The organism is Streptomyces sp. NPDC055025 (genome assembly GCF_053608565.1).
On the sequence record NZ_JBSGVS010000002.1, the window covers coordinates 12,219 to 33,488 of the forward strand.

Here is a 21,270-nt window from a genome sequence, read left to right on the forward strand (position 1 = left end):
GGGGTCAGGGGTCGCGAGCTCGCGGCGCGCACGCTGGTTTTACAGGCGTGCCAGGGTGAGGAGTCGGTGCATCTGTTCGGGGGGCAGGTTGGGGTTGGCGGCTGCGGTGGTCGCGACCGATTCCGATGGATCGGCCAGAAGCTGGGTCAGCTCGTGGGGCGGAAGCTGGGGGTGGGACGCGATCGCGTGGCGCACCCTTTGATCGGGGTCGGCGGCCAGGTGACGGATGAGTTCCACCGGCAGGTCGGGGTCGCGCGGGGCCAGCTGCCGCATTCTCGGGTCGGGATCGGTGGCCAGACGCCGAAGGGCGTCCGCTGGGAGGGGGAAGTCATCGGCGGGACGCCACCGGGTCTTCTTCCCCGGGCGGTAGCTGCGGTCGATTCGTTCGGCGGTGGCGGGGTCGACCCGGTCACGGGCGTGCAGAGCCGTCGCCGTGCGGACGTCGCTCTCCTCGTCGTCGAGCAGCCGGGCCACGACCGGCGCGGGGAGGCTGTCGGACATCGCGGCCGAGACCCGGAAGCAGGCGTAGGGGGAGTCCACGTACGGCAAGGGGTCGGCGGTCACCCACGGCAGGCGCAGTGTCCGGCACTCCAGACGCGCTATCTCGTTCATGAACTCCCGTTCAAGCGCGTCGTCGTCCAGGACCTCGTCGGCGGGCCGGTCCAGCAGAGGCGCGTAGGACAGGATCTGTGCGTGGATCGCGGCTCGGCTCGGCTCCGGGGTGTCTTGGCGCGCGAAGACGCGGAGCCTGACCCGCAGGCTGGGATCTTCAGCGAGTACGTCGCGCAGCCGCGGCGGGAGGTCGGGATGTTCCGCGAGTTCCTTGCGCACCTCGTCGTCCGGATCGTCGGCCAGCCGCTGGGCCGTGCCGGCGTCCAGCGCGCAGTGGCGCACCGCCCCGGCGCGGGTGACCGGGTCGGCCAACAGCGCCGGGAGCAGGTCGGCAGGCGGGACGGGGTGGGGAAGCCGTCGATAGTAGGTCGCGGAGGCGCCTGCGCGCACCGCGTCCTCAGGATCCGTCAGCAGGAGCCGACGCACCGCTTCCGGGGCTCGCGTCCACCATTGGGCAAGCGTCGCCCGGACCTCCGGCTCCGAGTCGGCCGCCAGCCGCTCGCGCAGATCCGTCGGCACATGATCGCTCTTCGCCAGGTGCTCACGCACCTGCGGGTCGGCGTCGCCGAGCAGCCGCTCGAACAGCTCGCGGGGTGCGTCGTCCGCGACCGCCGCTACGGCCGCGCGTATCGCCGGATCCGGGTGCTCGGTGAGCGTCATCCGGAAGGCATGCGGAAGGCTGTGGTTGAGCGCGAGGGAGTGCGTGAGCCAGCGATCGTCGACGGCGATGATCTCGGCGATCATGTCGTCGGTCAGGTCAGGGCGTTTGGCAACGCTGCCGAGGCCCCCGCGGTAGGCGAAGAGACGGCGGACGAGTTCCGTCGGTAGCGCGGGGTTTCCCGCGAGTCCCTCCACCACCTTGTCGAGGTGTACCGGCGGCGGCGTGACGTCCGACACGGCAAACGACCCTTCTGGCTCGGCGAACCGACCGCCGAGTCTCTCATGCGCGGTCGTCCTTCTGCGCCGCGCAAAGACGGTTGGGGAGCTTCAGCGAGCGGGTCTCGACGGAGATTCCTCCTGACATCACATAGATGTACGCGCTGGTCCGTGACCGTGCGATCGCCGACCAAAAATCCGGGCTGAGCTCAGTGCGCGGGAAGCCGGACGTCCGCGCTGTCGGTGTCCAGCGGTCGCACGTCCGGCGGTGAGCTTCACGCGTGGGGGCTGTTCAGTCGAAGAGGGAACTCTCCGCCCCTGGGCGCCGTGTGCCAGGTCTTGCCGGCCTGGGAGTTGGCCGGACGGACGGATGAAGGGGGCCGCTCGGCGGCCGCACGCGGGGCCCACGCGTCGTCGTCGGCGACGAGATCCGCCACGAACCTCCCTGCCACACACCTTATCTGACTCAACGTCATCCGGTGTCACAACATCCGGCGGAAGCTGGGGACGCGATATTGCCCGAGGCAAGACACCGTGGCACGATCGAAAAACTATTCGCCCTGATGGCAGTGAGGTGTTCATGAAACGGACACGACGCCTGGTGGCTCACCTGGTGGGCCGGAAGCGGGTCAGCGGACGCTACATCTACTGGCCCTACCACGCTCGGTAGCCCGACCCGCTCAGCGGAGAACGCCGATCGCAGGATCCCTCGCGAGGGGTCCTGCGATTCACCGGGGAGAGGGCGCATGGCGCACCGCGAGAAGCTCAGATGGCCGCCGGGCCCGCGCGGGCACTGGCTGAGGGGCAACACCCGCGAGTACGAGGCCGACCGGATCGGCTTCCTGCGCCGCTGCCACCGGGAGTACGGTGACGTCTTCTCGTACGACGAGCACACGCTGTTCGTGATCGACCCGGAACTCACCCACGAGGCGCTCGCCCGCACCGGTGAGGCCTTTGTGACCGAGCTGGCGCCTTTCGACATGCGGCGGGATCTCGACCAGGCCTCCGCACACGCCACCTCCTGGATGTCCGAACGCCGGGCCGCGTGGCCGGGGCTCAGCCGGACGGCGGCGGCCATGACCGACGACCTGACCGTCGCGATCCTCGACGCGGTCATCGCCGACGGGGCCGGCCGTGATGTCGACGTGCTCACCACGATGCGGACGCTCACCGCCCGGACGATCGCCGAGTACTGCTTCGGCGCGGACTGTGCCGACGTGACCGAACTGCTCCACGAGACCGTTCGCGCCACCCAGCCCTTCGCGGAGTCGTCCCACGAGTTCCCCGCGTGGCTGCCGCTTCCCCGCCACCGCCGCTTCTTCCACACCTACCGGCGCCTGGCCGAAACGCTGACCGGCCTGGTCCGGGAGCGGCGCGCGTCGAAGTCCGACGTACCCCGGAACGATCTGCTCGGCTTTCTCCTCGCCGCCGAACCGGCCCCGCCCGTCGACTCCGTGGTGTCGACGCTGCACAGCATCCTCATGGGCGGCCACGGCGTCCCCGCCGCCGCCCTCACCTCCATCGTGTGGGAACTCGCCCGCCGCCCCCGGCTCGTGGACGACCTCCGCGACGAGGCGAACGGTCCGGCGGACGGCGGCACCCCGCTGGCCGAGGCCGTGGTCCGGGAGACGCTCCGGCTGTATCCGCCCGCGTGGCTGATGACCCGTACCGCCCGTACGGCGACGGCCCTGGGCGACTGGTCGCTCAGCCCCGGTGACGACGTACTGCTCAATCCCTATCTGATCCACCGGGACCCCCGGTGGTGGTCCCGACCGGACGAGTTCGACCCCGCCCGGTGGCTGGACGGACGATCGGCCCCCGGTCCGGCCTACCTCCCGTTCGGTGCCGGACCGCGGGTGTGCCTGGGCTCGGCGCTGACCATGCGGCAGCTGACGCTGACCACCTCCCGGCTGGCACACCGCTTCACCATCGAGTCACCGAACGCCGCGACGGTGTCACCGGAGTTCGTCGACCGACTGGCCCCCGCACACCTCAGGGCCCGCTTCCTGCCGATCGGGTAGCGGTAACGGTCACAGGTACGCCGGGGCGGGGCCGGCGGGGCGGGGCCGACGGGGTGGTCCGGCGACATCACCCCCGCGTGGAGGCCAGCGCGAGAAGAGCGGAGTCTGACGGGGACGTCGGTGAGCCGGACCTTCGGCGGGCGGCCACACCGACGGGCTCGCTGCCGGTCAGGTGGTGATGGGTGTGGTCTGGGTGCAGTTCTTCCATTCGACCCAGGGGCGTGTGCCGCCGCTCTGGGGTGCGGTGGCGTAGGTGGGGTCGCCGGTGATGGTCTGTTCCTTGTGTTCGTGGGTGATGTCGATGCCGAACAGCTTGAAGCCGAGACTGACCTGGCCTGCGGAGATGCCGAAGCCGATACCGAGCGAGGCGTTCCACCAGTCGGTGTTGGCCTTGTAGTCCAGGCGTGAGAGCTTGCCCTTGTCGTGCATCAGCCGTTCGATCGGGCCGGCGTCGTCATCCGGCGCCTCGGCGGCGTCCGAGGGGGAGGGCAGCGGGTTGGTCGCGGGGGCGTCACCCCGTCCGCGCAGCCAGTCCTCGACGGCGGTGCTGTCCGCGTCGTTGTCGAGTGTGATGTCGGCCGACTCGGTGTGTATCTGTGACTCGATGGTTCCGCCGCCGCCACCGACATCGATCGTCACGGGACCGGCGTTGGCGCCGGCGCCGGTCTGGATGCCGGGTCCGTCTCCGGCTTCCTGGCTGGTGGTGATCACCAGCTTCTGGGGGTGGTGCGCGGCGCCGTCCTTCTCCTCCTGGTCGTAGGCCGCCGCGTCGTAGGTGACCGCGACCTGCTGCATCCTGCTGCCCTTGGCCTGTGCCACCCCGCCGGCCGTGCCGCTGACGGAGAAGGTGTAGACGAACGTGACCTTGCCCGCGTCCGGGCCGGTCTTGGCGCGCAGGACCACCACGTCCTCGGTCATCGAACCCGAGAGTCCCTCGAAGGAGATGCTGCCGAGGTCCTTGGGGCCGTCGGCGCCCTGGCCGTCCTTACCGCCCTTGGTGTCCTTGCCGCTCTTGCCGTTGCCCTTGAAGGTCTTGCCGAAGCTCACTCCGCCCGCCACCTCGGTGGAGGTCTTGGTGATGTCGACGTCGGGTGCCAGTTCCGGTTCGAGGTCGGGTTTCTTGGAGGCCGCGTCCTGGGTGCAGGCTCCCATCGCCGCGCCGGGGTTGTAGCCGCTCTGGTAGCGGCAGCCGTCGTTCGCCCTGAGGTACGCGGCGAACTTCTGCGCGTCCGCGAGGTTGGCCTCCAGGTCCGCCTGGGGGTTGTCGCTCTTGTTCCCGTTGAAGAGCCACTGTCCGCCGTTGCCGCTGCCCGCCATATAGCTGCCGCTCAGTGAGGCGCTGCCGCCCCAGTCCTTCAGACCGGGGATGCCCGCGGAGATGCTCGCCGTGACCCCGCCCCCGTTTTCGTGCACCCGCTCCAGGGTGACGGTCCCGTCGGACCACTGCTGGAGCTTGACCGTCTCGGAGCTGCTGATCTTGATGAAGGCCACTTGGATGACGACGGTGTCCTTGGTCTGGTCCTGGGAGAGCAGACACTTCGCGGGCTCGAACGGGTCGTCGCCGGGCACGAAGGGATCGCCGTCCCCGTCCCCGCCGCCTCCGCCGCCGTCCCCCTCGCCTCCGTCGTCGCCCTCGCCGTCCGCGTAGTCGCCGGAGGCGCAGGCATCGGACCCGCTCAGCGGGTGGAGTATCCGGCACACCGCGCTCTTCAGCCCGGTCGCCGTGTCGGCGGGCACACTCACACCGACGATCGCGGCCACGACCAGCGACACGACCCCGACCATCGCCGCGTACTCGGCCCCGCTCTGCCCGCTGTCCCCGATACCACCAGGCCGCCGACCATTCCGTTCCTGGTCATGCTCATGCCATATTCGAAACCTGCCCGAGCCCTCCATCTGTTCTCCTCGCCGACATCACCGCCCGTTCCCCCAAGCGACAGCATCCTAAGGATGGGACTGGGCCCAAACGCAGGGCCCGGGGGCCCAGTTGAGGGCCCAGCCGCCGGGGGAGCCGGTTCCACCGGCCCGTCTCGCGCCCCGGTACCGGTCAGCTGTTCCGCCGCGCCGGGCCGCATCGGCGGACGGGGCTCCTGCCGTCACTTCCCGGGCGGTGGAAGGTCGTACAGGCGAGTCACGCCGCCGGCGGAGATCGCCAATTCGGTGCCGTCCTCGTTGAGGGCGAGGGCTTCGATCCCTCTGTGGCCGGTGATCGTCAGGGCCTCCTCCTTCCGGCACCTGGCGTTCCAGAGGTGTGCGGTGGGGGCGCCGTAATGTGCGGTGACGAACCGGGTGCTGTAGGCGTCGGTCCCCAGGAGCGTCGCGGGATCCGGGATCGTACAGAGGCGCTTGCCGCTGGTCATGTTCCACACGGCGGCTTCCTGGGCGCGCCCGCCCCCGGAGACCACCAGCGTCCCGCGGTCGTTCAGGGCCGGCCGCCAGGTCCACTGATCCCCGTCGAGGCGGAACGGGGACTCCTCTCCGCTCCGTACGTCCCGTAGCACCAGACCCGACCTGTCACCGGTGAGGAGATAGCGGCCACCGGTGCTCAGAGCATGCACGTCGCTGTCGCCGATGTTCACCCGGGCGTCGGGGAGACCGGGTGAGGTCAGCCGTGCGGTCCCGTCCCAGGGGAGCCGCCATGTCGCGAAGGGGAGCCCGTCCTCTTCGGCTTCGGGCGCGTATATCAACGCGCCGTCCTCACGCGCCGCCAGATGGAACGCCGTGCCGCCCTCATAGACAGGGCTGATCCTCGCCGCCGCGCTGCCCTCGCCGGTGCGGGTGTCCCACCGTCGCACGGTGCCGTCCTCGGTGATCGTGACGAGGGCGTGCTTCCCCGCCGGGCCGAAGACCATCGCCGCGACCCCGCCGGTGGGCAGGGTCATACGGGAGGTGTCCTCCGGCATGACCAGGCGGACGAGGAGGCCGGCCGACACCAGAGCGGCACCGGTGACGGCGAGTTGAAGACGGCGCCGGCGGACGGTCCCGGCCCGTGGGACCGGCACGCGGTTCCGGGCCAGGGACCGGCCGGCCAGACGTTCCTGAAGCCGGATATGGCGGAACTGATACGTACCGGCGGACTGGCGCAGCAACTGCCGCTCCCGCGCGTCGGACAGGAACCGTACGAAGCGCCAGGGCAGCCGGCCCCTCGCCGCGAGGAAGAGACGCAGCAGGACGAACCTCGGCCAGGCGCGGGGGAGGAACATCAGTACCGCGAAGATCGCGCCGGGCAGCACGGTGGTGGCGGCGACGAGCTCGGGGGTGCCGTAGGCGCCCGTGTCGTCGGCCACCCGGGACAGGACATCGGTCAACCGGGGCTCGTCGGACCAGCCGGTCAGCGCCAGGAACACCAGGTACGCGATCGAGACGACCGTCAAGAGCAGCGGGAGCGCGGTGACCCCGAACAGGGCTCCGGCCAGCCCCGCTCCCACCAAGGACGATCTGCGGTCCTGACGCAGCAGAACCATCGGGGTGGCGTGGGTGGAGTGTTCGGGCGGGGTGCCGAGCCACTCGTGGACGGCGAACGCCACACCGACGGCGATCGAGGCCCCCAGGGCGTACGCGGCGATCCCGAGGAAGTCGGCCAGTACCGCGGGCAGCCAGTCCTCGGTGACGCTGCTGATGACGCCGGCGGTGCCCAGCAGCACCACCGCCAGGACGGACGTCAGGGCGAAGCCCGTACGGAATCCGCCGCGCAGCCGGTGCAGCGATCCGCGCAGGGCGAACGACACCCGGCCCGGCGGCCGGTCCGGTGCCGCGTACCAGGTGAGCATCACCAGCACGGTGGCCGCCGCTCCGAACACGGGGAGGATCTCCACATCCCATTCGTCCCGCACGGCCTCTTGTACGGCCGCCACGCCGAGCATGGTGATCACACCGACCCCGATACCGACCAGGAGCCCGGCCCAGTGGGACAGGAGGCGGCGGCTCATGAGCCACCACGCGAGGTCCCGTTCCCGGTGCTGGTGGAGGTAGGTGGCCAGGAAGGTCAGCCACCGCTCGGCCTGCCGGGCCTCCCGCTGCCACGCACCGGCCGTCTGCCCGGGGAGGCCGCCGCCGGGCGGTGGAGCGTAGGCCGCGGGGATGATGTGGTCGACGAGGTGGTCCTCCGCGGCGTGCCGGCTGTCGAAGCCGAGGAGTTCACGCGGGTCCCGGTCGCAGTGCCGGTAGACCGCCCGCGCGAGGGACAGCGCCAGCGGGGTGGAGAGCGCGGTGGCCGCCGGGCCGTCGGGGTGCTGCCGCAGATGGGCGTGGACCGGTTCCCAGTCGACACCCTCCGGCCAGTTCACTTCGCTCAGATAGGCGACGGTGTCCGGCACGGACACGGGGGCCACCTCGACCACCGGCGCCCGGCGGAGCGGGGGCGAGCCGCCTTCGATCACGTCCTGGTACTCGGCCGACCGGCAGGTCAGTACGACGCCGCGGCCGTCACCACAGGCCTCGTTGAGGGCGCGTACGGCGCTGCGGCGGGCCGCCTCGGGTATCTCGTCCAGTCCGTCGAGGACGGGCAGCAGCATCCGCCGGTCCAGCAGCTGACGCGGAACCTGCGGGCGTTCGCCGTAGTACGCGGTGGCCAGGGTGCCGACGATCCAGTCGTCCAGGGATTCGCTGACCGGGTCCCAGGCCGACACGGACAGCAGTACGGGGACGGGCGTCCGCGGAGCACGGTCGGCGAGCAGACCGAGCGTCAGCATGAGGGCCAGGACGGTTTTTCCGGCTCCCGGCTCCCCGAGCACCACCAGCCGCCCGCTGGGCAGCTGCCGGTAGCCGGCGGCAAGTTGGGAAGCGGCGCGGTGGAAGTCGCCCTCCAGACGGCCGTCGAGGGACATCCGCAGGACGCGTCCCGCCTGTGGCCCTACGACGGTCTCGGCCGGCGCCGCCACCGGCCGGTCGGTGGCGGCCCAGGAGAGCGGGATCACGCGCGGGTCCCGTAACTGACGGGCCACGACCTCCTCCGACCACTGTTCCCGCACGGTGGCCGCCAGTTGGTCGGCGGCTTCCGCCGGGTCCTGGGGCGGGGTGTGCGCGGGAAGGAACGAGGCGACCGTTGCCCCGAACGCCCACAGTCCGGTGAACATGCTGGTGATGGCGGTCAGTTCCTGCACGGAGTCGGGATCGGCAGCGAGCAGCACCCACCCCAGATGGAGCGACGCGTACGTCAACGAGGCGAGCAGTACGAGGCGGAGCCACCTGCGCCGCGGATGCCCTGGGAGTCGTATCACCCGCGACAGCGTGCCCGACGTACCTGTCCCGCGTCATGAACTCCCGCCCGGATACGCCTACTTGGTGAGTCGTCCTCCCCTTTTCGAACGTGATCGTTCGTGCTCGTTCGTGCTCGTTCGTGCTCGTTCATACGAGAGGGCCCCGGGACCGGGCCCCGGCCGCGGTCAGGCCCTGGCCCTGCCCATGAGCTCTGTCCCGGAGCGGGCCTCGCGGCCATCCACCGCGAGGTCACCCCTCGGCGGGGCAGCGGTGCCGTCGGGGTCAGAATTCGTAGGCGCCCACGTCGAAGGGTGCGGAGCGTTGCTTCCGGTCGGCGTCGAGCGTGGGAGCGTCCCTGGTGGTCGCGGCGCCGATCGCGGGGGTTCCCTGCCTCAGATGGAGGTCTCCGGCCCGATAGTTGACGAAGTAGGTCGAGAAGGCGGTACCCACCGTGATGTTGTTGGAGTGCTGGACATTCGTCGCGGCGCCGGTGTTGAAGGTGCGTGCCAGGTTGTTGCGGATGATGTCGCCGCTCGACGGCGTTCCGTCCTTCTGATGGGTGAGCCGGATCTCGCTGTCGGTGGCCGGATACCGAGGGACCACGGTGTTGTTGACGATCTTGCTGTCGTTCATACCGTAGAGACCCATGGCGAGACCCACCTCCACCTGGACCACGTTGTTCTCGATGGTCCAGTTGCGGTACGGGCCGTCGAAGGCGCCGATCCCCTGGATCGTGTACTTGCCGTTGTACTGGAAGGGGATCTTCGTGTACCGCGTGCCCGTGCGGCTGGTGAAGACGTTCCCGCGCAGCACGACGCCGGTGACCGGGGTGAAACTGCCGTCGCCGCGGTAGCTCTGGAACATGTCCCGGTGCGGCGGGTCGCTCTCCATGCCCGGCGGTACGACCGCGTAGCTGTTCACCGCCGAGTTGTACTCGAAGAGGCAGCCGCTGACCTTGCACCGGAAGGCGTCCTCCCAGAAGTGGTTGACGCTGTTTCCCCTGACCACCGCTCCGGTCGCGCCGGCGCCGGCCTGGGAGGTGCGCTCCAGCATCACACCGTTGCGGACGTTGCGGATCTGGTTGTCGAGAACCTGGTTGTCGGCGCCGACGACCAGGACGCCCGTGCCGCTCCGGCTGACCCAGTCGTTGTTGTACCAGGTGTCCGCCGACGCGTCGCTCGCGGCCCGGACCTGTGAGTTCCGCAGAATGTCGTGGGTGGCACCCGCGTCGAACTGCACCAGGTTGCCGGTGGTGTACGTACCGTCCGCCTCCTGGGGCGAGATGAGCACCCCGTCGACCGTCCAGCGGGTGGCACCGGACGCGAACCTCAGAGTCTTCATACGGGGCGCCGCGCCGGGCGCCGCCTTGACGGTCCGGACGCCCGAGGAGACGCCCCCGGTGATGACCGGACTTCCGTGGTTGCCACTGCGCAGGTAGATGACGTCTCCGTCGGCGAAGGTCCGCCCGGACGCGAAGACTTCCTGCAAGGTACGCCACGGCCTGTCCGCGGTGCCGGGATTGCCCGCCGAACCCACGGCGGGGTCCACGTAGTAGGCCGTGGCGGCGGCCCCGGCGGCTGAGGTCTCGGTCCCGAAGGCGGTCCCGTCCGCCTGGAACCCGATGACCAGTACTACGCAGGCGAAGAGTGCGGTGCGCCTGCTCGTTCCGCGCACGGACAGGGTGATGGCCACGAGGGAACCTCGTCTTCTTGTGTGGGGGGATCGTGGGTGGGGGACCGCGATGACTGACGCCGCGTCTGGTGAGGAGTTTCGGTCAAGTCATGCCATGCGTCAACAGATTCATTGGAATGAATTCGGGCTGGTGCTCTCCGGGCAGCGGCGGCTCCGCGACGGGTAGGGTCGTAAGCTCGTCATGTCGGGCCGGTGTGGGCGCGGATCGAGGGGGATGCGGTGAGTTCGCCACGTACTCCTGTCGGTACGGCCGCGCGGGGGCACAAGACACGCCGTCTCGCGGACGAGCTGCGACGGGCCATCGCCGAACTGCGCTGGCCGGCCGGCAAACTGCCCACCGAGCAGCAGTTGGCCCGCGACCAGGAAGTGAGCGTCAATACCGTGCGGCGGGCCGTCGACCTGCTGGTCCAGGAGGGCCTTGTCTACCGCCGGCAGGGATCCGGAACGTATGTCTCGGAGTCCCGGGCATCCGGCACCGGGTACACCGTCGGCGTCGTAGTGCCCTCGTTGACCTACTACTACCCGCGCGTCATCGCCGGTATCGAACGTGAACTCTCCCGCCACGGCTGCCGGATGCTCCTGCGCTGCACCGAATGGGACCCCGGCATGGAGCAAGGGGCCGTCGACGAACTGATCCGGTCGGGAGCGGCCGGGCTGATACTGGTACCCACCCTCGGCGAGGACGGTCCACAGCACTGGCTCGGGATCGCGGGGGAACTCGCCGTGCCCGCGGTGCTCGTCGAGCGGGGGATGGACCTGACGGCGACCTCGCACGAGTTCGTCTGCTCCCACCACGCGGCCGGGGCGCGTGCGGCTGTCGAGCATCTGCTGGGGCTCGGGCACACCCGCGTCGGCTATCTGGAGAGGACCAGTCCGCACACGGCCCCGCAGATCCGGTCGGGCCTCGCCGTCGGACTGGAGCGCGCCGGGCTCGATCCGGCTCCCGTGGTCACGGCGTCACTGCCGCGCTGGACCGCCGAGGACGCGGACGGCTTCCTCGGCCGTCTGATGGCGCGGGGGGCGACGGCCGCGCTCTGCTTCGCGGACCGTGAGGCGTCCTTGCTGGTCGGCGCGGCCCGGCGGCGGGGACTGGGTGTCCCGGAGGACCTTTCCGTGATCGGCTACGACAACGAGGTGGCCGACCTGTGCGAAGTGCCTCTGACCACCGTCTCCCCGGCGAAGACGGATATCGGCCGACGGGCCGCGGGCATCCTCAGAGCCCGTATCGCCGACCCGGACGCCCCACGACGGCAGGAAGCGTTTGTGCCGCACCTCGTCATACGCGACTCCACGGGCCCGGCGCCCCGGCGGAACTGAGGCCCGGCGGCACTGAAGCACGACGCTCCCTCGCGCTCGCACTCGCGGTTCACCGGTCGCGAGCGGGCGTACGCGTCAGAGTTCGCGGCCATGGGTTTCGGCGTACCCGATCAGATCCTCGTAGGTCTGTCCGTCGGGGCGATAGAACTCGTCGCGGTCACGGCCGGGGCCGCCGGCCAGGGCTTCGCCCAGAAGCCTGGAGACGGTCAGGGCCGCGGACAGCGGCCGGTGATCGACGACGATCTCGTCCACCTGGCCCTGGTCATTGATATGGAACACGCCGACTCCCGTCACCGGCCTGCCGTCGACGACGGCGGTGTACTCGTTCACCCGACGGTCACCGAACTCGCCCTCCCAGACGGGAGTGAACTCGCGGTAGAGGCCGAGCACGGCACGAATCTGCGCCCGCACCGCCTCGGCTCCCCGCAGACTGCCGTTCATCACCGAACCGGCGAGCACGACATCCGGCGCCAGATCCCTCAGAAACCACGGATCCTGTGACACTGAACCTCCTCGTGGAACAGACGAGTTACGCCATGAACGTACGCGATGTGGCGACGCCGTCGCGGCGCCGGCGCACTCCCAAAGGCTGTCCCCCCGTTCCACCGCTTTCCCTCCCCGAATGGTGGCGATACGCACTCGGCACGCACCCCGACGCGGAATAAATGACACCCACATCGAATTGGTCGGAGCAGCATGGTATATCGCACCCGTTTTGAAAAGTAATTGTATGGGCGGTTTGCCCGCATTCTTCCCGTGGTGCATTTGGGTGGTATTGGCACGCCTTGGCATTCTCTGTACGGTGTTGTGACGTCAGAAATTCCGTCAGGGGTCATGATGTGCGTCACATCGGCCGTGTTCCGTGGCTCCCGTCGCCTCGGCCATTTCGCTCCCGGGGAGCGAGAGTTGAGTCCCCGGACGACTTCTGCGTAACCGGATCATTCCGCTCTGGATTCGTCCGCCGGGATCGCGCTGTGAATTCAGGTCTTGTTTTTGTCCGGACGTTCCGCCTACGTTCACGTCAATCCGGACGGACCGCCGAATCCTGCCGCCGCCCGGAAACCGAACCCACTCACGCACGGCAGGAGCGGGGGACCCAGGTAAGGCGCCGTTCCGGAATCCGGACCGGCTTGGGGTGAAGCCGCGCTCATACCGCGGCCGGGCAGCTCCAGCCCGAACCCGACAGCTCACCTCGCAGGCGACGGAGAGGAATGCGTCATGCCCGCACAGGCCAAGCACCGCCGTCCCAGAACCAGCCCGTTCGCCCGAGGTCTCGCCGTCGTGGGCACGGGTGGTGCCGTACTCGCGCTCCCGTTCATCGCCGCGACCACCGCCGAGGCGGTGTCGTCGCCCGCCGCCGCGACGCAGAAGGACAACCCGGAGACCTACTCCGTCGTCGCGGGGGACTCGCTCTCCAGGATCGCGGCCGCGCACTCCGTCAGCGGCGGCTGGAAGAAGCTGTACGAGGACAACCGTGAGGTCATCGGCGGCAATCCGGCACTGATCCACCCCGGCGTCGAACTGACCCTCGGTGAGAGGACCGCGTCCGCCCCGCCCGCCACCGCCACACCGGCCACCGCCACGTCGGCGGCCACCGCACCAGCGGCCACCGCACCGGCCACCGCCGTGGTCGAGCAGGAAACCGCGACGGCGGCCACCGACGACGCGACGGCGGCCACGGAGGACGCGACGGCGGCCACCGACGACGCGACGGCGGCCACGGAGGACGCGACGGCGGCTACCGAGGATCCGACGGCGACCGCCGAGGACGCCGGGGCCACCGCCGAGAGCGCGACGGCCGATACGAGCGACACCGTCACCCAGGCGGCCCCGAAGACATACACCGACGATCTGGACGGCTGGATCAACGAGTCGCTGGACGTCATGGCCGCCCAGGGCATCCCCGGCAGCTACGACGGTATCTACCGGAACATCATGCGTGAGTCCTCCGGCAATCCGTCGGCCATCAACAACTGGGACTCCAACGCCGCCGCCGGTACGCCCTCCAAGGGCCTGCTCCAGGTCATCGACCCCACGTTCCAGGCCTACCACGTGCCCGGTACGTCGATGGACAGCTTCGACCCGGTCGCCAACATCACCGCCGCCTGCAACTACGCGGCCGACCGGTACGGCTCGATCGACAATGTGAACGGCCCGTACTGACAGACCCCGCGGACAGACCCCGCGGACAGACCCCGCGGACAGACCCCGCTGACAGGCTCCGCCGGCGCTCGACGCTGACGTACCGTCACATCCGTACAGGCCCGCGCGCTCGTGCATCCGCGCACCCGCACGTCCGCGCACCCGCACAGACGGCCGGACCCGGCCGGGACATCCTCCGTCCCGGCCGGGTCCGGCCGTCTGTCCGTCCACCGCCGCCCTCGGTTCATCGCCCCCCGGCGGGCACCGGTGCGAGGGGGTGTTCACGCACCCGCGCGAGCAGGGCCGCCGGATCCGGGTCCGTCTGAAGGGCGTTCAGGAGCAGCAGCCACAGATCGTGCAGCGCTTCCTCGATCTGACGGCGCCCCTCCAGGGCGTCGGAGACGGTGTGCAGTCCGAAGAAGGCGCACACGAGTCCGTGCGCGGCCACCTGAGGGGTGACGCCATGTGTGAGTTCCCCCTCCTGACGGGCCTCTTCGAGAAGTTTGGTGACGGTTTCCAGCCAGCCCACAAAAGGTCTCGGCAGCGTGGCATTGATAGCGGTGCGCTCCGCCCAGAGCCGGGCGCCCGCGCGGATGACGACATCGTCCCGGAAGGCCCTCGCCACCTCGAAACTCAGCGCGACCAGCCGTTCCAGCGCCGGACGGTCGGACGCGCTGTAACGGTCGATCAGATCGGGCCAGGTCGCGAAATGCTCCTCGACAATGGCGAGGGCGAGATTCTCCTTGCTGGCGTAGTGGAAGTAGATGGCTCCGCTGGTGCGGCCGGACTGTGCGCTGATATCGCTGATACTGGTGCCTGAGTAACCCCGCTCATCGAACAACTGTGCCGCCGCTTCCAGGAGAAACCTCCGCGTCGTTTTCGCCCGAACCTGCTGCACCCGAACCCGCACGTGTACCCCGGATTGCCGTTCCGTTAAATGACAGCAGGCAATGTAGCGGCTTTTCCCACCGGGCGTGGCGGGCTTGGCGGCTCCGGGCTGGGGTGCGTAGCAACGAAAATTGCGGTGTTCTTGTCGCATGAATACAACGGTTGCTGAGGCATCGATCGTCGGCACCCTGGAGGACGTCCGCCCGCTGTCCTGGTCGCGTACGGTCGCACGCGAGATGGTGCACCGCGACTCCGTGGCCGAGGTGCTGCTCACCGATGTACGGCGGAGTCCGGACGGCGGATTCGAAGCCGCGGCGTCCTGGTCCCGGTCCCATCCGACCTTTCCGCGCGACGGCGCCGATCTGCACAGTCCGCTGATGATCGTCGAGACGCTGCGCCAGCTCGGGATCTATATCCCGCTCCGGTATTTCGATGTCGCGCCCACCGCGCATCTGCTCATCACCGATCTGTTCTTCGGGATCGATCCGTCGGCGGAACCCCGGGCGGTCTCCGGTGCCACCGGGGTGACCTGCGCCGTACGCGCGAGCGAGGTGCGCCGCGCCGCCGAGGACGGCGCGGTCACCGGACTGCGGCTCGATGTCTCCTTCTCCGCCCGGGGCACGGTGTTCGCGCGGGCCGGGGGCGGTGCGCGCGTCATGGACGGCGAACGGTACGACGCCGTACGGACCGGCCGTCGGCGCTTCACCGCGCCGGGGAGCGCGACCGGGCCGGTCCGCCCCGACTTCCGCGGGCTGGGGGTGACGGGCGCGCACGATGTCGTCCTCGGACTCGACGGCGGCACCCTCCTGGTCGATCCGGCCGACCCGCGGCACCCCTTCTTCTTCGACCACGCCACGGATCATGTTCCCGGCATCATTCTGCTGGAAGCCGCGCGCCAGGCCGCGGCCGTGGAAAGCCGGGGCGCTTTGCTGCGTCCCACCGGCGGACGACTCGAAGCAGCACGCTTTATCGAATACAGCCCGCCCGCTCGAATTATGTGTGTGCCCCACCACGACATCTGTGTGTTCCGTTTTCTCCAGGACGGGGAACAGAAGGCTTTTGGCGTCCTCCGCTACAGGTAAAGCCTGGGAATACTCTGTGAAGTCACTTGACTACCAATAGTTTTCCTCTCTAGCGTAGCGATCGTTATGTTCTTGGGTGGTCGCCCTCAACCGGCCTTCTCCATAAGGCCGCGACTGCCCGGATCGCGCCCGCCCGACAGCGGGTGACCAGCGTGCCCGCGGTGTTTCGCACTGTCGCGGCGGCCAGTGCTGCCGCTAATCGGGCTCTTCTGAACGGAACAATCGGATGACAGCTCACCGCATCCTTTCCTGGACTCCCGCGGCCATCGTCTTCGACTGCGACGGAACCCTCATGGACACCGAATGCCACTGGCAGGACGCTCGAATTCTGGCGCTGCGCGAGTATGGATTCGCCCCCATGCCCGGCTTCGCCGAGCGGGCCAAGGGACTGCACTACACCGAATGCGGCCGCCTCATGGCCGAGGAGGCGGGACGCCCGGAACTCGTCGAGGACCTGACCGTCCTGCTGCTCGGGCACTTCCGCGCGCTCGTCGCCGACAACCCCCGCACCATGCCCGGCGCCCGCCGGCTCGTCGAGGAATCGGCGGGCCTCGCCCCTCTCGCCGTCGCCAGCAACTGCCCGAGGGAGGTCGTCGAGTCCTGCCTCGGCACGGCGGGACTGCTCGACCACTTCGACCACATCGTGGTGCCCGAGGGTGAGATCAGACCCAAGCCCCTCCCGGACGTCTATCTCACCGCCGCACGGCTGTGCGGCGCCGAGCCCGTCGACACCCTGGCGGTCGAGGACTCCACCTGCGGGATCCGGTCCGCCGCCGAGGCCGGTATGCGGGTCATGGGCGTCGGTCCCTGGCCCGGCGAGGACGTCGTGGCGCTGGTGGACGTCTGGGTCCGCTCGCTGAACGAGCCGGAGGTACGCGGCTGGACCGGCGCCCGGGTGCCGGTCCAGGTCTCCTTCGACGTGATGCCCGCCACCCGCTGACGCGTGGCCCCGGGGTCGGGATCGGGCGCTGCCCCCGGAACTCGCCGTCCCGGCGAAACGGCTTACCATGATGGCCACGGGACATATACGTTCAAAAGCCTCCGCACAGGGAGATGGGGCATCGGATGGACGAGGAACGCGCCGGCCGTCTCGTGTCCTCCCTGCGGGCCCGGGGCGTCATGGCCCATATGGCCCACCTGGGTGTCTATCAGTGCGGTGTACAGATCGTGCTCGCCGAGGGGGGCGAGGCGATCTGGGACATGGACGACGTACTGGGCCTTCGGGCCGAGGTCGTGGAGGACGGCGTACTCGTCGGCTTCGTACCGCATGTGCGGGGTTCCGAGCTCTTCACCGAGGAGCAGCTCGTCGAGGTGATCGCCGCCACCCGGTACGACAAACCGGGACTGCGGTCGGCGGCGGACGGAGACACCGGACCGTATCTGGATCTGGACGAGGAACCGCCGTACCGCGGGACCGCTCCCGTGGCTCCCTCGCGCCGCTACCGCCGCAGACTCAGGCTTCCCTGGCGGATCCGACGGTCGGGATGACCGGCCCGGGTGCCCGCTCCCGCCCCGGCCCCCGCGCCGGGGCCGGTGCGTGCCCGCCGCCGGGCACGCACCCGTATGCCGCGCACCGTCCGGTGTTCCTCACACCGTCAGCAGACTCGGCGTCGCCGCCATGTCCTCCGGCAGGAACGCCTCCGGGACCGGGTCCTGTCCGAGGATGAAGCGCAGGATGGAGACATGCATCGCCTCGACCGGCGCGATGGTGGCCGCGGTTTCGATCCCGGCGGCGCTCTTGCCGTTGTAGCTGGCGAAGAGATAGGTCTGCGCGGCCTGGTCCTCCAGCTGGAGGGCGAGCTTGGCGGCGTCGTCGACGCTGGTGATCCTGGCCAGCGCGGTGGTGATCGCCCGCTGGTTCGACAGCGGCACATCGGTGACGGCCGGCTTGTCCGCGTCCGTCAGGGCCGTGTTCCATGCCTTGGCGTGGTCGATGTGGTGGGCCATCGCCATGGTGACGAAGGTCGACACGGCGGGCGGTACGGCGCCGAACTTCTCCGCCCCGGCCGCCGCCAGGATCGATCCGTAGGCGCCCACGGCCTGGTTCTCCAGGGCCGCCGACAGCGCGACGAATCTGAGGTGCTCGGTGTACATGACCGTGTCCGCGGCGGCGCGGGGCGGAAGCACGTCCGCCGGCGCTCCCGGCGGGGAGGCGCCCTTCTCATCGGTTCCGGCGCTGGTGCAGCCGGTCAGCAGAAGAGCGGCACCGAGGCTTCCGGCGCCCAGCAGGAAGCGGCGGCGTCCGGCGTCGGCCGGGCCGGTGTTCCCCGTACCGTTCGCCGGCGCGGCGCGGTCCGCCGCCCCGAGGCCCGCCGGGAGACGGCCGGCGCGGTTCCCGCCCGTCGGAAGACCACCGCGCCGCGCGGGGCCGAGCGCCCTGATCCGCTCCGTGAGCGACGCGGCGTCCGCGCGCAGGGCGGGCAGTGTGTCGTGGTGAGCCTCCGTCATCTCCTTGGTGAGACGGCCGAGTTGGCTCTCACTGATGGGCAGCTCCCAACCGCCTCGCGCGCGTCTCACTTCAGGGCTCCTTCGGGCATCGGCCGGGCGTTGGCGATCGGCTGGAAGACTTCGGGAATGGCCGCGCTGCCGACGGCCGCGGGCAGTCTGGGGGCGTCCGTCGGGATCTCGATCAGGCTCTCGTGGCCCGAGGCGAGCAGGGACTGCACGGCCAGCAGGGTGGCGCGGTGCTGCGCCTCGACCGGTGCGACGGAGCCGAAGAGCCGGCGCAGCTTGGTGTCGGCGACCCTGGTCACATTCCTGGTGTGGGTCCGCGCGGCCACGTCCTCCAGATACAGGGCGAGCCTGACCACGTCCGCCGGGGCCTTGACGGCCGGCAGCGCCCGGGTCACGACGGCCTCGTAGGTCTCGTCGGGCTGGCTCTGGGGCCGGCCGCCCGCCTTGGCGGCGGCGTCGTTGAACGCCTTGGCGTGGGCCTGGTGCTGCTGGGCGGTGGTGTCGAAGAACTCCGCGACGGTCTTGGTCCCGTTCTTGACGAACGGCAGCGCGACGGCGCTCCGGTAGACGCTCACCAGCAGGTTCTCCAGCGACGCGGCGCTCTCCAGCGCCGTGATGTCGTTCCTCGACGCGGACTCCGCCGCGGCGAAGTCGGTCAGCGCGCTCCCGGTGATTCTGCGGGCGTCGCTGTTCAAGTCCTGCGACCGCTCGGTCAGTTCCTCCAGCAATCGGGTGTCGATGTGCTCCGCGCCCATCACGCCCCCTTTCTGCTCGGCGCCCGCGCCACCGCGGGACTCTCACCGACACATTCGCGAGGAGGGGGCCGGTGGATCGCCGACCGCACCGACGGGAGGGGGTGTTTCACCTCATCGGCGGAGCGATACGCGCGGAAACGATGCGAGCGGGGGCGGCGCGCCCCGGGGTGGTACGGGCCGGGGTGGTACGGGCCGGGGCCCGGCGGGAGTTCCCCGCCGGGCCCCGGCCCTTCCCTGTCACCGTGTCGTCCTCACTCCTTGACCGCGCCCGAGTTGGCGCCGTTGACGAAGTAGCGCTGGAAGCAGAAGAACAGCGCCGCGACCGGCAGGGTGGAGAGCAGCGCGGCGGCCAGCTTGAGCGGATACTGCGTACCGCCGCCCAGACCGCCCGAGACAAAGCGGGCCAGGCCCGTGGTGAGCGTCTCGTACTGGCCGGACTGGGTGGCGACGAGGAAGTGCGTGAACTCGTTCCACGACCCCTGGAAGGACAGGATCGTCAGGGTGATCAGCGCGGGTCTGGCCATCGGCAGGACGACGGACCAGAAGATACGGAACACCCCCGCGCCATCCACCCGCGCGGCTTCCTCGACCTCGCGGGGCACCGACTCGAAGAACTGCTTCATGATGAAGATGCCCGCCGCGTCCACCAGCAGCGGCAGGATCATGGCGGTGTAGGTGTCGAAGATCCCGAAGGTGTTGAGCACCAGGAACTTCGGGATCAGCAGCGCCACCCCGGGCACCGCCATCACCGCGAGGACGAAGGCGAACAGCACTCCACGGCCCCGGAAGCGCAGCCGCGCCAGCGCGTACCCCGCCATCGAGTCGAACAGCACCCGCCCCGCCGTGACGAGCACCGCCACCAGCGCCGAATTGCCCAGCCAGCGCAGGAAGGGCACCCCGTCCCCGGACTCGCTCAGCCCGAAGAGCCGCTGGTAGGCGGCGGTCGTCGGGGTGGCGGGCAGCAGGGAGAGCGGATGCGAGGCGGCGTCCGGATCGGTCTTGAAACCGGTCACCAGCTGAAGCGCGAACGGCAGCAGATAGAGCAAGGCCACGCCGACGACCAGGGCGTACCCGAGCACCCGCAGCGGAACGGGGAACCGGGGCAGCACAGGGCGTCCCTGGTCACGCGAGGCCCGCCGGCGACGGACCCGTTCCGCCCGGCCCTCCCGTATCGCCCGGCCGTTCCCTTCCGTCTGTCCGTCGAGGTCGTTCACGGGCGTACCGGTGGCGGTCATCGTTTCCTCCCGGTGCGTGCTCCGCGCTCCCGCAGCACCCAGCGCTGGAACCCGGTCAGACAGAGGATCAGGGCGAGCAGGATGAACGCGATCGCCGCGCCCTGGCCGAAGTCCGCGTTGTCGAAGCCCGCGGAGTACGACAGGAAGGCGGGGGTGAGCGTCGTATTGCCCGGGGCGCCCTGGCCCATCACATACACCTGGTCGAAGACCTGCCAGGTGGAGATCAGTCCCAGCGTGAGGACCAGGAACAGCACGGGACGCAGCGCGGGCAGCGTCACATACCGCAGGAGCTGGCGGCGGTTGGCGCCTTCCAGCGCCGCCGCCTCCTCCAGCTCGCGCGGGATGTCCTGGAGCGCCGCGAGGAAGATCAGCATGAAGGTGCCCGAGGTGGTCCAGACGGCCAGCAGGATGATCGTGCACATCGCGACCGAGGGGCCCGAGAGCCACTCGAACCAGGACAGCCCCATGACCGAGTGGTCCGCCAGCACCCCGGCCGGTCGCTCGGGATCGACGATTCCCAGACCGCCAAGGACCAGCGAGAGCACTCCCCGTGGATCCGCGAACCAGTTCGGTCCCTTCACCCCGATCCACGACAGCAGGGAGTTGACCGCCCCGCTGCCCTGGAACAGGAAGAGGAAGACCGTGGAGACGGCGATGGAGCTGGTGACCGAGGGAAAGAAGAACGTCGTACGCAGGGCGCCGCGCCCGCGCAGGATCTTCTGGTTGACGATCAGGGCCAGGCCCAGCGCCAGCACGGTCTGGAGCGGCACGGTCAGCAGTACGTAATAGGCGTTGTTGCGCAGGGCGGTCGCGAAGAGCGTGCGGTCGAGGCCGTCCTGCGTCAGCAGGGTCCGGTAGTTGTCCAGACCCACGAAGTCGGCCTGCCCGGAGAACGGATTGGACTGCCCGTCCCAGCGCAGCAGGCTCACCCACAGCGCCATCAGGATGGGCAGGACCAGGAACAGACCGAGGATCACCACCATGGGGCTGACGAACA

The 21,270-nt window shown here is 69.8% G+C and carries 17 protein-coding genes and 1 riboswitch; of the genes, 6 read left to right on the plus strand and 11 right to left on the minus strand.

Annotated elements, in window-relative coordinates:
- Positions 1 to 39: 39 nt before the first annotated feature.
- On the minus strand, positions 40 to 1,509 hold the full coding sequence (locus ACWGDX_RS01405; RefSeq protein ID WP_453621054.1) for a hypothetical protein: 1,470 nt from the start codon (positions 1,507 to 1,509) through the stop codon (positions 40 to 42).
- A gap of 254 nt (positions 1,510 to 1,763) precedes the next feature.
- On the minus strand, positions 1,764 to 1,940 hold the full coding sequence (locus ACWGDX_RS01410) for a hypothetical protein (protein WP_453621056.1): 177 nt from the start codon (positions 1,938 to 1,940) through the stop codon (positions 1,764 to 1,766).
- Between the two features lie 294 nt (positions 1,941 to 2,234).
- Between ACWGDX_RS01410 and ACWGDX_RS01415 the strand changes: the two genes are divergently transcribed.
- Positions 2,235 to 3,509, plus strand: coding sequence for a cytochrome P450 (locus ACWGDX_RS01415; RefSeq protein WP_453621058.1), 1,275 nt, complete (start codon positions 2,235 to 2,237; stop codon positions 3,507 to 3,509).
- 168 nt (positions 3,510 to 3,677) lie between these two features.
- Here ACWGDX_RS01415 and ACWGDX_RS01420 read toward each other — a convergent pair whose 3' ends face one another.
- The 3 genes from ACWGDX_RS01420 to ACWGDX_RS01430 all read right to left on the minus strand — a co-directional run bounded on the left by ACWGDX_RS01420 (position 3,678) and on the right by ACWGDX_RS01430 (position 10,400).
- Positions 3,678 to 5,282, minus strand: a complete 1,605-nt coding sequence (locus tag ACWGDX_RS01420) for a hypothetical protein (RefSeq protein WP_453621060.1) — start codon at positions 5,280 to 5,282, stop codon at positions 3,678 to 3,680.
- Between the two features lie 323 nt (positions 5,283 to 5,605).
- On the minus strand, positions 5,606 to 8,728 hold the full coding sequence (locus tag ACWGDX_RS01425; RefSeq protein ID WP_453621062.1) for an NACHT domain-containing protein: 3,123 nt from the start codon (positions 8,726 to 8,728) through the stop codon (positions 5,606 to 5,608).
- Between the two features lie 262 nt (positions 8,729 to 8,990).
- A complete protein-coding gene (locus ACWGDX_RS01430; protein ID WP_453621064.1) occupies positions 8,991 to 10,400 on the minus strand; it encodes a hypothetical protein in 1,410 nt (469 codons plus the stop codon).
- Between the two features lie 219 nt (positions 10,401 to 10,619).
- Between ACWGDX_RS01430 and ACWGDX_RS01435 the strand changes: the two genes are divergently transcribed.
- Complete coding sequence (locus ACWGDX_RS01435) at positions 10,620 to 11,717, plus strand: substrate-binding domain-containing protein (protein ID WP_453621066.1); 1,098 nt, start codon at positions 10,620 to 10,622, stop codon at positions 11,715 to 11,717.
- 75 nt (positions 11,718 to 11,792) lie between these two features.
- Here ACWGDX_RS01435 and ACWGDX_RS01440 read toward each other — a convergent pair whose 3' ends face one another.
- The gene (locus ACWGDX_RS01440; protein ID WP_453621068.1) at positions 11,793 to 12,221 is read right to left on the minus strand and encodes a hypothetical protein; all 429 of its coding nucleotides are present in this window, start codon (positions 12,219 to 12,221) and stop codon (positions 11,793 to 11,795) included.
- A 555-nt stretch (positions 12,222 to 12,776) separates the two neighbouring features.
- Positions 12,777 to 12,931, plus strand: a riboswitch (cyclic di-AMP (ydaO/yuaA leader).
- A 4-nt stretch (positions 12,932 to 12,935) separates the two neighbouring features.
- On the opposite strand from ACWGDX_RS01440, the gene ACWGDX_RS01445 reads away from it, so the two are divergent.
- Complete coding sequence (locus ACWGDX_RS01445) at positions 12,936 to 13,880, plus strand: LysM peptidoglycan-binding domain-containing protein (RefSeq protein ID WP_453621070.1); 945 nt, start codon at positions 12,936 to 12,938, stop codon at positions 13,878 to 13,880.
- Positions 13,881 to 14,103: 223 nt separating this feature from the next.
- Here the strand turns inward: ACWGDX_RS01445 and ACWGDX_RS01450 are convergent, their stop codons facing one another.
- Positions 14,104 to 14,757, minus strand: coding sequence for a ScbR family autoregulator-binding transcription factor (locus ACWGDX_RS01450; protein WP_453621421.1), 654 nt, complete (start codon positions 14,755 to 14,757; stop codon positions 14,104 to 14,106).
- 139 nt (positions 14,758 to 14,896) lie between these two features.
- On the opposite strand from ACWGDX_RS01450, the gene ACWGDX_RS01455 reads away from it, so the two are divergent.
- From ACWGDX_RS01455 to ACWGDX_RS01465, 3 genes are all read left to right on the plus strand, one after another.
- Complete coding sequence (locus ACWGDX_RS01455) at positions 14,897 to 15,829, plus strand: ScbA/BarX family gamma-butyrolactone biosynthesis protein (protein WP_453621072.1); 933 nt, start codon at positions 14,897 to 14,899, stop codon at positions 15,827 to 15,829.
- A 226-nt stretch (positions 15,830 to 16,055) separates the two neighbouring features.
- On the plus strand, positions 16,056 to 16,769 hold the full coding sequence (locus ACWGDX_RS01460; RefSeq protein ID WP_453621074.1) for an HAD family hydrolase: 714 nt from the start codon (positions 16,056 to 16,058) through the stop codon (positions 16,767 to 16,769).
- Positions 16,770 to 16,894: 125 nt separating this feature from the next.
- Positions 16,895 to 17,317 (plus strand): hypothetical protein, encoded by a 423-nt coding sequence (locus tag ACWGDX_RS01465; protein WP_453621076.1) that lies wholly within the window; start codon positions 16,895 to 16,897, stop codon positions 17,315 to 17,317.
- A 99-nt stretch (positions 17,318 to 17,416) separates the two neighbouring features.
- Here ACWGDX_RS01465 and ACWGDX_RS01470 read toward each other — a convergent pair whose 3' ends face one another.
- The 4 genes from ACWGDX_RS01470 to ACWGDX_RS01485 form a co-directional block, all read right to left on the minus strand.
- Positions 17,417 to 18,346, minus strand: coding sequence for a ferritin-like domain-containing protein (locus tag ACWGDX_RS01470; RefSeq protein WP_453621078.1), 930 nt, complete (start codon positions 18,344 to 18,346; stop codon positions 17,417 to 17,419).
- Positions 18,343 to 19,038: a ferritin-like domain-containing protein gene (locus ACWGDX_RS01475; RefSeq protein WP_453621080.1), complete on the minus strand. Its 696-nt coding sequence runs from the start codon at positions 19,036 to 19,038 to the stop codon at positions 18,343 to 18,345. The genes ACWGDX_RS01470 and ACWGDX_RS01475 overlap by 4 nt, the downstream gene beginning before the upstream one ends.
- A gap of 251 nt (positions 19,039 to 19,289) precedes the next feature.
- Positions 19,290 to 20,273: a carbohydrate ABC transporter permease gene (locus tag ACWGDX_RS01480; RefSeq protein ID WP_453621082.1), complete on the minus strand. Its 984-nt coding sequence runs from the start codon at positions 20,271 to 20,273 to the stop codon at positions 19,290 to 19,292.
- Positions 20,270 to 21,256: a carbohydrate ABC transporter permease gene (locus ACWGDX_RS01485; protein ID WP_383042126.1), complete on the minus strand. Its 987-nt coding sequence runs from the start codon at positions 21,254 to 21,256 to the stop codon at positions 20,270 to 20,272. The genes ACWGDX_RS01480 and ACWGDX_RS01485 overlap by 4 nt, the downstream gene beginning before the upstream one ends.
- Between the last annotated feature and the right edge of the window lie 14 nt (positions 21,257 to 21,270).

Bases quoted from the DNA above. Each gene is read 5' to 3' on its own strand.
- ACWGDX_RS01415 (WP_453621058.1), top strand. From the start codon at position 2,235: ATGGCGCACCGCGAGAAGCTCAGATGGCCGCCGGGCCCGCGCGGGCAC.
- ACWGDX_RS01445 (WP_453621070.1), top strand. From the start codon at position 12,936: ATGCCCGCACAGGCCAAGCACCGCCGTCCCAGAACCAGCCCGTTCGCC.
- ACWGDX_RS01455 (WP_453621072.1), top strand. From the start codon at position 14,897: ATGAATACAACGGTTGCTGAGGCATCGATCGTCGGCACCCTGGAGGAC.
- ACWGDX_RS01460 (WP_453621074.1), top strand. From the start codon at position 16,056: ATGACAGCTCACCGCATCCTTTCCTGGACTCCCGCGGCCATCGTCTTC.
- ACWGDX_RS01465 (WP_453621076.1), top strand. From the start codon at position 16,895: ATGGACGAGGAACGCGCCGGCCGTCTCGTGTCCTCCCTGCGGGCCCGG.
- ACWGDX_RS01475 (WP_453621080.1), bottom strand. From the start codon at position 19,038: ATGGGCGCGGAGCACATCGACACCCGATTGCTGGAGGAACTGACCGAG.
- ACWGDX_RS01480 (WP_453621082.1), bottom strand. From the start codon at position 20,273: ATGACCGCCACCGGTACGCCCGTGAACGACCTCGACGGACAGACGGAA.
- ACWGDX_RS01485 (WP_383042126.1), bottom strand. From the start codon at position 21,256: ATGGTGGTGATCCTCGGTCTGTTCCTGGTCCTGCCCATCCTGATGGCG.